Annotated in this window: 14 protein-coding genes; 4 read left to right on the top strand and 10 right to left on the bottom strand. The window is 39.6% G+C overall.

Going from position 1 to position 14,722, the window contains the following annotated elements; translation table 11 throughout:
* The first annotated feature begins 346 nt into the window (after positions 1-346).
* On the top strand, positions 347-793 hold the full coding sequence (gene msrB / locus IGJ39_RS00930; RefSeq protein ID WP_010734395.1) for a peptide-methionine (R)-S-oxide reductase MsrB: 447 nt from the start codon (positions 347-349) through the stop codon (positions 791-793).
* A gap of 123 nt (positions 794-916) precedes the next feature.
* Here the strand turns inward: msrB and IGJ39_RS00925 are convergent, their stop codons facing one another.
* The 9 genes from IGJ39_RS00925 to IGJ39_RS00885 all read right to left on the bottom strand — a co-directional run bounded on the left by IGJ39_RS00925 (position 917) and on the right by IGJ39_RS00885 (position 11,219).
* Positions 917-1,861, bottom strand: a complete 945-nt coding sequence (locus IGJ39_RS00925; RefSeq protein ID WP_019723774.1) for a tocopherol cyclase family protein — start codon at positions 1,859-1,861, stop codon at positions 917-919.
* 174 nt (positions 1,862-2,035) lie between these two features.
* Positions 2,036-2,599, bottom strand: a complete 564-nt coding sequence (locus tag IGJ39_RS00920) for a Maf family protein (protein WP_019723773.1) — start codon at positions 2,597-2,599, stop codon at positions 2,036-2,038.
* Positions 2,600-2,627: 28 nt separating this feature from the next.
* A complete protein-coding gene (mutL, locus tag IGJ39_RS00915; RefSeq protein WP_019723772.1) occupies positions 2,628-4,736 on the bottom strand; it encodes a DNA mismatch repair endonuclease MutL in 2,109 nt (702 codons plus the stop codon).
* A gap of 17 nt (positions 4,737-4,753) precedes the next feature.
* Positions 4,754-7,342, bottom strand: a complete 2,589-nt coding sequence (mutS, locus tag IGJ39_RS00910) for a DNA mismatch repair protein MutS (protein ID WP_374952894.1) — start codon at positions 7,340-7,342, stop codon at positions 4,754-4,756.
* 13 nt (positions 7,343-7,355) lie between these two features.
* Complete coding sequence (locus tag IGJ39_RS00905; RefSeq protein WP_019723770.1) at positions 7,356-7,730, bottom strand: YlbF family regulator; 375 nt, start codon at positions 7,728-7,730, stop codon at positions 7,356-7,358.
* A gap of 15 nt (positions 7,731-7,745) precedes the next feature.
* Positions 7,746-8,543, bottom strand: a complete 798-nt coding sequence (locus tag IGJ39_RS00900) for a TIGR00282 family metallophosphoesterase (RefSeq protein ID WP_023518925.1) — start codon at positions 8,541-8,543, stop codon at positions 7,746-7,748.
* A gap of 424 nt (positions 8,544-8,967) precedes the next feature.
* The gene (locus IGJ39_RS00895) at positions 8,968-9,741 is read right to left on the bottom strand and encodes a Cof-type HAD-IIB family hydrolase (protein ID WP_019723419.1); all 774 of its coding nucleotides are present in this window, start codon (positions 9,739-9,741) and stop codon (positions 8,968-8,970) included.
* A 14-nt stretch (positions 9,742-9,755) separates the two neighbouring features.
* Positions 9,756-10,388, bottom strand: a complete 633-nt coding sequence (locus IGJ39_RS00890) for a DNA alkylation repair protein (protein WP_019723418.1) — start codon at positions 10,386-10,388, stop codon at positions 9,756-9,758.
* A 33-nt stretch (positions 10,389-10,421) separates the two neighbouring features.
* Entirely contained in the window at positions 10,422-11,219 is a 798-nt protein-coding gene (locus tag IGJ39_RS00885) for a formate/nitrite transporter family protein (RefSeq protein ID WP_019723417.1), read from the bottom strand.
* Positions 11,220-11,542: 323 nt separating this feature from the next.
* Here IGJ39_RS00885 and rpsD point away from each other — a divergent pair, with 323 nt between their 5' ends.
* The 3 genes from rpsD (at position 11,543) to IGJ39_RS00870 (ending at position 13,932) form a co-directional block, all read left to right on the top strand.
* Positions 11,543-12,154 carry a 30S ribosomal protein S4 gene (gene rpsD / locus IGJ39_RS00880; protein WP_010734406.1) on the top strand — a complete coding sequence of 204 codons (612 nt, stop codon included), beginning with the start codon at positions 11,543-11,545 and terminating at the stop codon, positions 12,152-12,154.
* A gap of 827 nt (positions 12,155-12,981) precedes the next feature.
* Positions 12,982-13,119, top strand: a complete 138-nt coding sequence (locus IGJ39_RS00875) for a hypothetical protein (protein WP_181264999.1) — start codon at positions 12,982-12,984, stop codon at positions 13,117-13,119.
* A 270-nt stretch (positions 13,120-13,389) separates the two neighbouring features.
* A complete protein-coding gene (locus tag IGJ39_RS00870; protein ID WP_019723416.1) occupies positions 13,390-13,932 on the top strand; it encodes a biotin transporter BioY in 543 nt (180 codons plus the stop codon).
* Positions 13,933-14,050: 118 nt separating this feature from the next.
* Here IGJ39_RS00870 and IGJ39_RS00865 read toward each other — a convergent pair whose 3' ends face one another.
* The gene (locus tag IGJ39_RS00865) at positions 14,051-14,698 is read right to left on the bottom strand and encodes a DUF998 domain-containing protein (RefSeq protein ID WP_019723415.1); all 648 of its coding nucleotides are present in this window, start codon (positions 14,696-14,698) and stop codon (positions 14,051-14,053) included.
* Positions 14,699-14,722: the final 24 nt, after the last annotated feature.

Raw genomic sequence — 14,722 nt, 5'->3', positions numbered from 1 at the left:
TAGCTTCTCATATTTTTTCACGTTTTGACTTACTATTGAAGGAGTTGGCTTTCGAACACCGTTTATCTAGGTTGTGAAAGAAGCGATTAACACTAAGGCAGAAGACAGAAAAATCGAAAATGGCTGTTTCATTTTTGATTTTTTTGGCTTATGACCGAAGTGTTGCTTCTTGAACACCGTTTATCTAGGTTGTGAAAAAGCCCAGTAGCTCAACGTAATTAGGTAGCAAGTAAAACCTGTTCGTTAAATTTCCGCTAAATTTCTAGGCTATCCTCCCTACTTAAAGCAGATTGTTTGCTTCTATTTCAGATGGCAGTATGATTAGGAGACAAAGGGGGCTGTATCAATGAGTAAACCAACCGACACAAACAAAGAGGACTTAAAAGAAACATTATCTCCGATTTCTTATGCAGTGACACAAGAAAATGCGACAGAACGTCCATTTACTGGAGAATACGACGATTTTTATGAAAAAGGGATCTATGTCGATATTGTCAGCGGCGAACCGCTTTTCAGTTCTGCAGAGAAATATGATGCAGGCTGTGGCTGGCCAGCTTTCAGCCAACCCATCAGCAGAAAAGACGTCAAAGAAAAAGCGGATTTTTCTCATGGGATGCACCGAGTCGAAGTCAGAAGTAATGAAGCCGACTCCCATCTTGGACATGTTTTTAATGATGGACCCGCAGATAAAGGTGGCTTACGCTATTGCATCAACTCTGCTGCCTTGAAGTTTATCCCTTATGAAGAAATGGATGCTGCTGGTTACAGTGAATATAAATCAATTGTCGAATAAGTCGAATGTGATAAAATCACATCGCTCCGAAAAATAAGCCTGAACCTCCGGAAATTGTTCTAATTTCTTGAGGTTCAGGCTTATTTTTGAAGGTGCGCTATAACTTTTATATGATCAAGATCCTTAATACTCGTGCCCATGGAGATTGCCCACTTCTTCAAAACCAGCAGCCTTCCCCTTTTGATGAAAGATTTCTTGCTTGTTTTCTCGGACAATCAAGGTCATCTCTGTACTCGCTTTTTCACGGATGATCCGACTCATTTGACCTTGTTGTGGCGCCATCAACGCATGCCCTTCTTTTGCTAACACTTGCATTTCTAGTTCAATATTTTTTTGCTGTATTCGAATGATCAGATGCTCCTCTTCACGGAAAATCTCCGAAATTTTGGCACCATCATAGGTGGATAAGCGATATTCTTCCCCACCGACTTGCAAAACCGAAATGATTCCTAAAAAACGAAAACCTAAAAACGGGATCTCTGCTGCGGAAAAGAAAAAGCGAGCATCCGAATCGCTAAACTGATTGCATTGGACCCATAAATAGGTTGCGGGAAAGGAACTTCCCCAGTCCTTTTCTAAATATCCGATTCCATTTGTAAAATCAATCAATTGACCGTTCCAACTCAACGTTCCTTCTAACGAATGCTTCATGCTTAAAATTCCGTGATAGCATTCCATAAAAGATAAATAAGAGAAAGGTCCCATGATACTCGGGGCATAGCGACTCCTTTTTAACGGAGTAAACTCTCCATAAGAAATCGTTCCTTCAATCGTCAATGAGGGGCTACGTAAAGCTAGTGTGATTCCTTCCTCACTAAATGTATTCTCACCGATTTTCACAAATAAACGATCTTCGCTTGCCATGAAGACTTCACGATCAAAATGAAAGACTTCCGAAGACTCATGATTGATCACTTGGATAAACGGGCACTTTTCTCCTTGTTCTCCAATGGAGTAACCCGGAATAAATGCGTAGACTTCATCGCCGATTTGATGCTTAAAATACCAACCTTCAAAGAACGGCGCTTTTTTCGTTTCACCATGATAAAACTTATCCGTTGTAATCACTTCGTCCACTCCCTTCAGCTAGATTAAGTTTACCATGTTTTTTTATAGCTTATAGCCGATACGCTTGACTCTAGGTCATGAACTAATGTAACCAGAAAAAACACATGATCCGTTTCTTGCTACTCGGATCATGTGTTTTTGATTTCATTCACCTAGATACAGATGTCCACGATTTTAGGACAAAAGATCTGGCCATTTTTTCAACGCCTGATTGACTGCGCCGATCGGAAAGCCGACAATACTATAGTAATCGCCAGAAATCGACTCTACGAAAGCCCCTGCGTAACTTTGAATGCCGTACGCCCCAGCTTTATCACGGTGATCGCCAGTTGCTAGATAGCGCTCGATCTCTTCATCGGTCAATTCATAAAAAGTGACTGATGCTTGGGAAAGGATGCACTCTTCTTGCGTCCCATCAGTTATTACGACGGCTGTGTAGACGTCGTGTGTCGTACCACTGAAGTTGCGTAACATCCGTTTTGCCTCTTCATCATCCTCCGGTTTACCAAGGATTTCGTTTCCTAGAACTACGGTAGTATCACTAGCAATGACTAACGTTTCTTCATTATTTTGTACAGCAGCTGCTTTTTCTGCTGCCATTCGTTGAACATAAGCAACTGGGTCTTCTTTTGGCTTAGGCGTTTCATCAATATCTGCCGGTTGGATCGAGAATTCTGGCACTAATCTTTCGAGTAATTCTTTTCTTCTAGGCGACTGTGAAGCCAATACTATTTTCATCAAAAACTTCCTTTCCGAATCTCGCGGATCAATGCGGATCTTGGATTCGTTTAAACATTCGTTCCATGTCGGAATTCGTAAAGTGGATCAATACCGGACGACCATGAGGACAGTTGAATGGATTCTCACATTTTGCTAAGTCTTTTAATAAGACCCTCGCTTGTGCTTCGTTCAAGTAGTGATTCGCTTTGATCGAGCGTTTACAGCTCATCATGATTGCTGTGGCTTCTCTGAATTTCTTCACACTCACTTCACCCGTTGTCAATAACATGTCGATCATCCCTTGAATGATCGATTCTTCTTCCCCACTTGGATACCATGTCGGATGCGCTCGCACGATAAAACTATTCTGACCAAATTCTTCCAGATAAATGCCTGCCTCTTCCAATAGTTCTTTCTTCTCTTTTAACTTGATTGCATCACTATTAGGATAGTCTAAAACAAAAGGCACGAGTAATTCTTGCAAATCATCTGAAACATCGCCGATTTTTTCACGGAAATATTCATATTTGATCCGCTCTTGCGCAGCATGTTGGTCAATGATGTATAAGCCTTCATTGCTTTGAGCAAATAGATAGGTTCCATGCATTTGGCCAAAATATTCAAGATGTGGGAAGCGTTGTGTTGGTACTTCCTGCTCGACTTTACTGATTGCTTTCTCCAACATTCGGCTATCTTGACTCATGTCAAACTCGGGATGCAACTTGGTTTCTTCTTGCTCAAATCTTGGTTCTTCCTCTATGCTTTTCTCTTCTACTGATGCTGTTCGTTCTTCTTGTACTGAGTAGTTATCAACAGTGGATAAATGATTTTGTTGAAAGTTATCCACTGGTTTTTCTACAAAGTTATCAACACTTTCACCAGAGTTATCCACCGTTTTTTCCTCTTTTTCTGGATAATTCAGTGTATCTTCAGAAAAAACAGAAGAGTTTTCAACATTTTCCACAGACTTATCAACAGGGTAGGCTGGTTTTTGTGGATTTTCTTCCACGTAAAATGTACCTGTCTGGCGATCGAAATTTAAACTTTGCGGTTTCTTTGGTGGTTCCTCAAACGCATAAGAAAGATCGATTTCGATTTGTTCTGTTTTAGGTTGATCGGCAATTTTTTTCTTGAAGCGCAAATTGTCTGCTGCACTAGGAATCAGATTTTCTTGACTTAGTGCTTGTTGAATCGCTTGTGCAATCAATTCAGTCAATTCTTTTTCCTTCGATAGACGAACTTCTTGCTTCGTTGGATGAACATTCACATCGACAAGCAACGGGTCCATTTTGACTTCTAAAACAGCGATTGGAAAACGACCAACCATCAGTTTAGAACCATAACCTGCCACGATTGCTTTGTTCAAGGAAAAGTTCTTGATAAAACGACCGTTGATGATCGTTGAAAGATAATTACGACTCGCACGAGTGACTTCTGGTAAAGAAATGTAACCAGAAACTTCAAAATCTAGATCGTTTGCTTCAACCTTCAACATTTTTTTCGCTGTCGCCAAACCATAGATTCCGGCAATCGTTTGTTTCAAATCTCCGTTGCCAGCTGTTGCTAACATCTTGTTGCCATCATGGACTAAGCGAAAAGCGATGTCGGGATGGCTCAACGCTAGTCGATTGACGATATCGCCTATATTTGCCAATTCCGTTTGTAATGTCTTGACGTATTTTAACCGTGCAGGCGTGTTAAAAAACAAATTGCTCACTGTGATTTTCGTACCTTGTCTCAATGGAGCAGGGCGATGTGTCAACACTTCCCCACCTTTTAATTCAAGATAGGTCCCTTGTGTTTCATCATGATTAGCTGTCTCGATCGTCAATTCAGAGACAGAAGCAATACTAGGAAGAGCTTCCCCTCGGAACCCTAATGTCCGAATACGGAACAAGTCATCACGGTTATGGATTTTACTCGTCGCGTGACGTTTGAACGCATTTTCAACGTCTTCTGCTAAGATTCCTTCACCATTATCGATGATTTGGATTTTTCGTAAACCGGCTTCTTCTACGAGAATATCGATTTGAGAGCTATGGGCATCAATGGCATTTTCAACAAGTTCTTTCACCACAGAAGCAGGTCGTTCAACAACTTCTCCTGCGGCGATTTGATTGGCCAAGCGTTCGGATAATTCTTGGATCTTCGCCATCGATCAGCACCTTCTTCCTATAATTGTTTTTGCAGTTCGTACAATTTATTCAACGCATCCATTGGGGTCATTTCTAAGAGATTCAATTGTTTCAACGAAGAAATGACCTGAGTTTCAGCTTCCGTCACTTCGCCAAATAAGGACAATTGTTGACTCTCTTCGTTGACATGATGCGTTTCTTGATCTGTTGGTGTCATTGAATAGTCACGTTTTTTCGTGACAGATGCTTCAAGAGCAGAGACATGATGTGTCGTCTCCCCTGACTCTAAAAAGGCTAAGATCGCAGATGCACGTGTCAATAATTCATCTGGCAGTCCCGCAATCTTAGCTACATGGATCCCGTAACTTTTGTCTGCTGGACCGTCCATCATCTTGTGTAAAAACACGACGTCGCCATCTTTTTCGACTGCACCAACATGGACATTTTTCAATTGCGGCAATTCCGTATCAAGCACTGTCAACTCATGATAGTGCGTAGAAAACAATGTCTTGGCTTTAACGTGTTGATGGATATACTCAATGATAGCTTGTGCTAATGCCATACCATCGTAAGTGGCTGTTCCTCGACCGAGTTCATCAAATAAAATCAAACTGTTCGGTGTCGCATGGCGCAACGCTTGGTTGGCTTCCATCATTTCTACCATAAAAGTACTTTGTCCTGCAATCAAATCATCACTTGCACCGATTCGAGTAAAGATTCGATCAAAAATCGGCAACACTGCTTTTTGTGCAGGAACAAAACAGCCCATCTGAGCCATCAAGACCGTCAATGCCAACTGACGCATATACGTACTTTTACCAGACATATTTGGCCCAGTGATCAACAAGATCATCTCTTCTTCCGACATGATCACACTATTCGGAATATATTCTTGATGCCCCAACACTTTTTCTACCACCGGATGACGTCCTTCTTCGATGACTAGTGTCTTTTGGTTGGTCAATTCTGGACGAACGTACTGATAACGTTCACTGATCGTCGCAAAACTTTGTAAGACATCTACAGTACTCAATGATTTTGCTAAGGTTTGCAATGACTGGATTGCTTTTTTCACTTCTTCTCTAACAGCTAAAAAGAGTTGGTATTCTAGATCTACTGATTTTTCTTCCGCTTCTAGAATCTGTGTTTCTAATTCTTTTAATTCAGGTGTGATAAATCGTTCTGCATTGGCTAAGGTTTGTTTACGTTCATATTTTTCCAGTTCAGCATTCATCAAATTCGCTTTCGTGATTTCAATATAGTAACCAAACACTCGATTAAACCCAACTTTTAAATTTTTGATCCCTGTACTTTGGCGTTCGCGCGCTTCTAATTCTGCTAACCACTGTTTGCCATTTCTCATCGCAGAACGATAGGTGTCTAGCTGTTCATTGAAGCCATCTTTGATGACGTTTCCTTCAGTGATTTGCAAAGGTGCATCCTCTTGGATCGCTTGTTCGATCAGTTCCACTAATGAATCCATTGGCTGCATATCTGTTAATAACTCTGTCCATTGCCCTTGATCGATGCCTTCAATCAACCCGCGAATCATCGGTACTTGCTGCAATGATGTTTTTAACTGGATCAAATCTCGACCATTGACGTTACCAAATGCGACACGTCCAGCTAAACGTTCTAAATCATAGACTTTCGTCAACGCACTCTGTAAATCAAGACGTTCAAAATAACTATTGATCAGCGATGCCACCATTTCTTGCCGAGCATTGATTTGATGGGATTGGATCAGCGGACGATCAAGCCATTGTTTTAGCAGACGTCCCCCCATCGCAGTTTTGGTTTCATCTAATAACCACAGAAGCGTGCCGTGTTTTTTTCCAGTACGGATCGACTGGCTTAATTCTAAATTGAATTTAGAATAATAATCCATCTTCAAGAAATGATCTGGTTGGTATTCGACCGCTTTTTGGATATGTGCCAAACTTCTTTTTTGGGTGACTGCTAAATAAGTAAGTAACTTCCCAGTCGCTTCCTTTTCTAATTCATCCGTCAACTCACTCGTTAGAAAATTGAATTCTGCATTTTCTTCTACACTTTCTTGTTTTGAGAAGACTAAGCCAAGTCTTGTGCTTAGTTGTTCATATAACGTTTCACTGATCTCTGTTCCTAGAATCAATTCTTTTGTTTGTAACGCGGAAGTTTCGTTCAAGACAGCTTCTTCGTCAAGTAAGCGGGCTGTTTTTAATTCGCCTGTACTCAAATCGGCATAAGCAAACCCAAAAGCGGAACCTTGATTGACCACCGCCGTCAGGAAATTGTTGTCTTTGGCTGATAGTCCTTTACTATCCATCACTGTTCCTGGAGTCACTAATTGCACGACTTCGCGTTTAACCATTCCCTTGGTCGTTTTAGGATCTTCGACTTGTTCACAAATCGCCACTTTGTATCCTTTTTCGATCAAGCTATCGATATATCCTTGCGCCGAATGATGCGGGACACCACACATTGGGATTGGATCATCTGCATTGCGATTTCGGCTGGTTAATGTCAGTTCTAAGATTTGTGCTGCTTTGACAGCATCTTCATAAAATAATTCATAAAAATCTCCGAGACGATAGAACAAAAAAGCATCTTGGTATTGTGCCTTGATGCTTAGATATTGTTCCATCATTGGAGTGTTCTTAGTTTTTTGAGGCATTATGCTCCTCCTCTATATACTCATTGATTTCATTTTGGATCATTTGAGTCAAGTGTTGCAATAACTCATTTGCTTCCATCAATTGACGGCGGTAAGCGATCACTAAAGGATATTCGTCGATAGATTGCGTCAAGACTTCGATCCGTTTGATCGCTTCTTTTTCTGCTTCTTTTTGCCCATAATGCGCATATTGTACTGCATCTTTTTGCGCTTGCTTCAATGCTTCTGTTTGTTGATTCAAGTAACGACTATGTTTCACTTTATGTTCCAATTCTTGATAACGTTTGATCGTTTCATTCTTCTTTAAAAGAGTCGCCAATTGGTCGACTTCTAATTGGATCGTCGTTTTGTCCTGCACATTCCCTCTCGCTTTCTATTCTCTGTAAGGGCGGTCATCGTTGATTTGGATCAATTGGATATCTTTTGCCTGTCCCGTCTGGTCGTCGATGTCCAAGATACAACCACTTAAAAGCCCTCGACCTTGTTCCACCACTTCAAAACGCTTTGGTAAAGCCGTTAAAAATTTTTCAATGACTGGTTCACGGCGCATCCCTAAAATCCCATCATATGGACCCGTCATACCGACATCCGTCAAATACGCCGTTCCTTGTGGTAAGATTCGTGCATCGTTCGTTTGAACGTGCGTGTGTGTACCGACTACAGCAGATACTTTTCCATCTAAAAACCAGCCCATTGCTTGTTTTTCACTCGTCGTTTCTCCATGAAAATCAACAAAAATGATCGGTGTTCTTTTCCGAGCTTCTTCGACTAACTCGGTCATTTTACGAAATGGATCATCTAAATCAACCATAAATGAACGAGCTTGCATATTGATGACCGCCAGTTCCAATTGATTGACTTTGACAAAAACGATTCCTTGCCCAGGCGTTCCTTCTGGAAAATTTGCTGGACGAACCATTTTTTTCGCATCATCGATAAATTCAAAAATATCACGATTGTCCCACGTATGATTCCCCATCGTCACGACATCTACGCCATCTTGCAGAAACTTCTTATAAATTTTCTCTGTGATCCCACGACCTGAAGCCGCATTCTCACCATTCACGATCGTCATTTGTGGACGATATTTTTTCTTCAAGCGAGGGAGATATTCTGTGATCATTTCTCTACCCATCGCACCTACTACATCACCAATAAACAATACCCGCACACGATTTCCTCTTCTCTTCTAACGTATCTTATATTATAAGTGTTTTAGTAAAGAAAGGAAAGAGGTTGTAAAAGAAGCTCTTTTCTAGAATATTAGGAAAGGTAATTTGGAACTAGCTAGCAACAGATTTTTATAACTTTATTCTCTAACTATGTAAATTGATCAAAATTTATTTTTTTATTTTTTTTACTAAGTAAACAATAGATAATGCTAACCCTATGAAGAGCATGAACCAAAGCAGAAATTTAAAAACCAAAACGACGTATACGACGATGTCTCCCATGATATCACCTCCAGAATAAGAAAACGCTCATTAATGTATTTGAAACTCTGAAACCAAATAAACACAGAGGGCATTCAATCAGAAAAATCCTGTTGAATGCCCTCTTTTTAATTAAAATTGTTGCTTAAGTATATCTTCAACCTAAATCAAAGCTAATTCTTTCAAAGCTTTCCAAATACCATCTTGATCATTCGTGTCCGTGACCATTTTTGCTTCCGCTTGGACTTCTGGTACTGCATTGCCCATTGCGACGCCAATCCCAGACATACGCAGCATTTCACGATCATTTTGTCCATCACCAAAACTGATGACGTCTTCTGGGGCAATTCCTACTTGATTGGCTAGATTCATAATCGTTACCGCTTTTGAACCATCATGCGGTACGATATCTACACTGTTCTCATGCCAACGAACAAAACGGATACGATCGTAGGGACTGAATTGTTGATCATAGGAATGATCAAAGAAAGCTAATGCTTGATACACATCCTGTTTTTCCACGAAAAATTCATCTAATTCTGGTAAATGCGCACCAAATGAATGCATCGCATCTTCCATTACTTCAATACGGTTAGATGAAAAGCGTTTGATTGAATCTAAACTAACGAACGCAGTATCAATATCCTTTTCTTGCGCTTCTTGAATAAATTGGTGTAATTGTTCTTGATCCAGCAAATTTTTATAGACTTGTTCATGATCCAAAAATCCGGCTGCACCGTTACATAGAATATAATTGCTAAATGCTAGATCACGGATAACTTCTTGTGCGTGAAAGCGACTACGCCCTGTAGCAATCGTCACTAAATGTCCATCTTTACGTAGTTTTTCCAAGGCTTCCCTTGTACTATCCAACGCCTGTTTGTTGGAGTCTAACAACGTGCCGTCGATATCAAAAGCAATTAATTTGCGTGTCATTCTATCTCGCCTCTCTATAAATACTTACTTGCTTCTCTCGTTGCAAGCTTGCTTAATTCTTTTGTCAATTGTTCTTTTACCCAAAGTGGATTTGTTTTGCTATAGTCCCGCAACGCCCAACCAATAGCCTTTTGAATAAAAAATTCCTTTGTTGAACGATCTGCATCAATCGCTCGTTCGAGTAGAGCGACATCTGTCTGTTCTTTAAACCCTATTTGCAGGGTGATCGCAATTCGTCTTAACCAAAAGTCTTCTTGACCTTCAAATAATTTGAAAACCGCCTCAACTTCTTGGTGAAGTTTTCCCCACGTGCTGTAGACTTTTTGCCAAGAATCGATACTGTCCCACCATTCCTTCTGTGAGACAAGCTCAAGTAACCATACTAAGTTATCAAAAGAAAGGCGTTTGACGTTCTTTTGGACTAAATCGATCGCTAAATACTGATACTCACGTTCTTCCTGCATATAATAATCTTTTACTAATAAAAGTAAGTCTGAAATAGGTATCTTCTGGCTTTCTTTTAAAAGAGCCTTTTGTAGTAACGCTCTTTCTGGCTTAGGAACTCCTGCAAATCGGAAATGATGCTTCATGTAAGCTTCCATCTGCTGAGCTTTTTCTTTATTATTCGGAAAAACAATTGTCTCCAAGGGATGGCCTCCTTCGATTTTTAAAGGAACGAACTAGTCAACATAGGATGATTTTGATTGATTCAACCATGCATAACCTAAACCAATGACTAAACCACCACCAACGTAATTCCCAATCAACGCAAAGGATAGATTGTGGATCACATTACCAACAGTCATCGCATCCATCTGTCCACCTGAAACAAAATAAGCTAATGTAAATGCCGGGAAGTTGGCAATAACGTGTTCATAGCCTAAAAAAGCAAAAATGAAAATAATGAAAACAATTGCTAAGACTTTCCCCGCATCATCTTTCATTCTCATACTGATCAATACCGCTGTATTTACTACAATGTTGGCAAACATTGCTTCCACTAAAATTGTCATTGTCGGTTTCGTCAATTTGACTGCGATCGACTCTAGCATATAATTATCCATCGGCAGATCTTGGAATGGTGTAGTCAAAGAAACTAAAAAGCCAAATAATACCCCACCGATCAAGTTAAATAAAATACAAGTAAACAGAATTTTTGCAGCTAGTCCTAATTTTAATCGCTTACGTTGGACCCCAACTGACATATAAAGCATATTTGAGGTACCAAGTTCAGCATTCATGTATAAAATCATGACTAACGACCAACTAAACATAAACGCATAAAGTATCTTTCCAAATCCATGAGCAATATGCTCACCTTTGATCGCAATCGAAAAAGCAACAGCAGTTCCAAGTGTCAAGAACAAACTGGCTAATAAAGCACGCACGGCATACCGGGCGTAACTATTTCCGATCAAATCAACTTTCTTTTCGATTGATGCCTCAATCTTTTCAAACAACGGTGATACTGGGTTCATCTCTTTTCTCCTTTAAGATTTGTTCAATTATTTTCATGCTTTTGGCATATACCCTCTTATTCTATAGACAGAACTGGGGTTTGTAAAGCTTTTTTGCTACTTATTCTCTTGACATTGATAGGTCATATCGCTTATACTGTAATTCGTGTAAAATAATGCAGCAGAAAAATAATAACTCGTCCCTAGTTTGTTGCCCCGCTTCGGGTTCAATTGCGTAACCGCGGCTGCAAAGGTGAAGATTGAAGAACAAACTATACGATTATGAATTTTTTAACGGATTATTTTACTCCAAAAAATATAGTTATCTATTGGAGGAAATTTTAATGTCTCGTTATACAGGACCATCATGGAAAATTTCTCGTCGCCTAGGTATTTCATTATCTGGCACAGGAAAAGAATTAGCACGTCGCCCTTACGCTCCAGGTCAACATGGACCAAACAGCCGTGGCAAACAATCAGAATACGGTATGCAATTAACTGAAAAACAAAAATTACGTCATATGTACGGTATGAACGAACGTCAATTCCGTAACTTGTTCGTTAAAGCAAGCAAAATCAAAGAAGGTAAACACGGGGTTAACTTCATGATCTTACTAGAACAACGTTTAGACAATGTTGTTTATCGTTTAGGTCTTGCAACTACTCGTCGTCAAGCACGTCAATTAGTTAACCATGGTCATATCATGGTTGATGGCAAACGTGTTGATATCCCTTCATACCACGTTGCAGTTGGTCAAGTGATTTCAGTTCGTGAAAAATCACAAAACATCTCAACTGTAAAAGAAGCAGTTGAAGCAACTGTTGGACGTCCAGCATTCGTAAGCTTTGACGCTGAAAAATTAGAAGGTTCATTGACTCGTTTACCAGAACGTGACGAATTGTACCCAGAAATCGACGAAGCACTTGTCGTTGAATACTACAACCAAAGCCTATAATTCAAAAAACTTTGGTACAAAAAAAGCCGGCTATCTTTTGGATAGCTGGTTTTTTTAGGTTGTGAAAAAAGCGCTCAACACTAAGGCATAAGCCAGAAAAATCGAAAATGGCTGTTTCATTTTTGATTTTTTGGCTTATGTCCGAAGTGTTGCTTTTTGAACACCGTTTATCAAGGTTGTGAAAAAGACGGGTAGCTCCAAGTAATAAGGCAATACCTGAGAAAATAGTTCTCTATATTTTTTCAGGTATTGCCTTATTATCGTAGGAGTTGGCTTTTGAACACCGTTTATCGAGGTTGCGAAAAAAGCGTTTTGGCCTGAGCAGTAAGATAGAAAATCAGAAAATAGCTGTTCATATTTTTTGATTTTTTGGCTTAATGTTGAAGGTCAGCTTTTTGAACACCGTTTATCGAGGTTGCGAAAAAGCCGATTAGCTCCAAGTAATAAGAAATAATGTCCCCGTGTCTTTTCTTCGCTCGGACACACATAAAAAGATAGACCTCAAAACAACGTACGTATTTCGTTGAGTCGAGTGCTATCTTTTTATGTTGGCTTTAGCAGGTTCAGGTGCATCCATGACTCGAACAATAGCAAGAGAAATCAATTTGTATTCGCTACTTGGGTGATAAAACAGCGAAGTTTTTGATATTCTCAATTGTTCTCTGAAGATACAGCTTTTAACTGCTACTTCCCACTTGGTTTAGACGAGGAAAAGAACATGTCCTCTACAGTGTGATGCTTCAAATTTCATAAACTGTCTCGCATCATTGCTTTTCCAATGAAATGTCTCCTTTAAGCAAGCAACTGCTTAGTTTCTCCCTTTATCAATGGTGGATAGACATGTTAACTTGTCACTTTCACAGTTGCTGATTATTGGCACATTCATTCGTCAAACAGCTTTTTGTTACCCATGGCAAATCGATGAATGTTCACTGGCCGTTTCAACCAACAAACCAGTTCATTGACTAGGTTGGGCACCTATCTGTAGAAAGATCACGAATGATCATCCTCATTTCTCTATGTGCCAAAATATAGTTGATTATGTTATATAAAAATTATATCACGTATCAAAACACTTGCTATTCATACTTTTTCTCATATTTGGAAATATTTTTGTACTCTTACTTCTTATGTGCTTTTTCAAAATATATCATAAAGAGACTTTACATTTATTTTCTCTTCCTCTATAATTTCGTTAACCACAAAAATAAATAAGGTTAACGAAAGGAGAACGGATGACAAAATCATTAAAAGAACTTATACTCGTTGCCGAATTTGCTGCAATCATTGCAGTTCTCTCACAATTTGTTATTCCATTAGGATTGATTCCACTTACTGGTCAGACTTTTGCGATTGGCTTGACCGCCACGTTTCTTGGGAAACGTGCTGGTACTCTCGCAGTTTGTATGTACCTCTTGTTAGGCTTGATCGGACTTCCCGTCTTTTCTGGCATGACTGGGGGAATGGGCATCTTATTCGGACCATCAGGTGGCTACCTTTTTGGTTTCATTCTCCAATCTTTCTTCATTGGTTGGTGGATCGAAAAGACCAGTACGCGCTTTTTCCACGCTTGGTGTGCCAATCTATTCGGCTCTCTTCTTGCTTTAGCTGTAGGAACTCTTTGGTTATCGTTTAGTAGTCATTTGTCCGTTCAAACTGCTCTATTGAGTGGGTTCTTCCCCTTCTTGTTACCAGAGTTGCTCAAAAGTACGGGAGCAGCTTATGTTGGCACTACTTTAAGAAAAAGATTACGATTCAACATTCAAAAATTAGTTTAAAAAATTAATAGGATAAAAAAGAAAAACTTTAAAAATAAGCGATATCCGCTAAATAGAGCAACTATTTTTTGGCGGATATCGCTTATTCTCATAGCCAGACACTTCTATAATCATCCAGTTATACCATTTCATTTTTCACTATCAGCTTATTATTCGTCGTATAGATGAAGGACAGAAAGAAAACAAAGGCTTGCAGTGGGAAGATCACCATTCGCTCCGTCAACCCTAAAATATTCCATCCTTGTGCCATTCCAATTGGATTCAATGCGCCAAAGAAAGTGATCAATATGGCGGTTGCAATACATATTTTTCCTAACGTACGTAGTTTTTCTTGTTTAAGATAACCAAATCCAATAAGGAATAAAGACGATATAGTAGTAAATACGACAATGATCGTCACAACAATATGCATCGTATTTTGGAAATTCATATCCGCCTTATCGCCTGTCAATGGAAATAGTTTATAGCCTACCACTGTAGTGCTTGCCATCACAAGAAAAATCAGATAACCGATCCGAGTCATCCCATGATACTTTTCAAAGGCGGTCACGACCATTCCAATGACAAACAGTAAAAAGCCTATACCATAGATAAGCAGGATCATATTCAATAAATTCGCATTTGGCGCACCAACGGCGGTTAAAGAACTGATGTCTGTCGTGATTGGATCATATGATTCCCAAAGGTATTGCCCAAGAAACACATGTACAAAATAAGCAACTACACTAACCATTCCAAGAGGCATCACCCAATCGATCACTTTCATACGTTTCCCCCACTTATTCTTCTT

Origin of the sequence: Enterococcus sp. AZ140 (assembly GCF_051714405.1) — a bacterium.
GTDB lineage: Bacteria > Bacillota > Bacilli > Lactobacillales > Enterococcaceae > Enterococcus_B > Enterococcus_B pernyi.
Note: the sequence above shows the minus strand (reverse complement) of the source record. Positions and strands in the feature narration are given on the sequence as shown.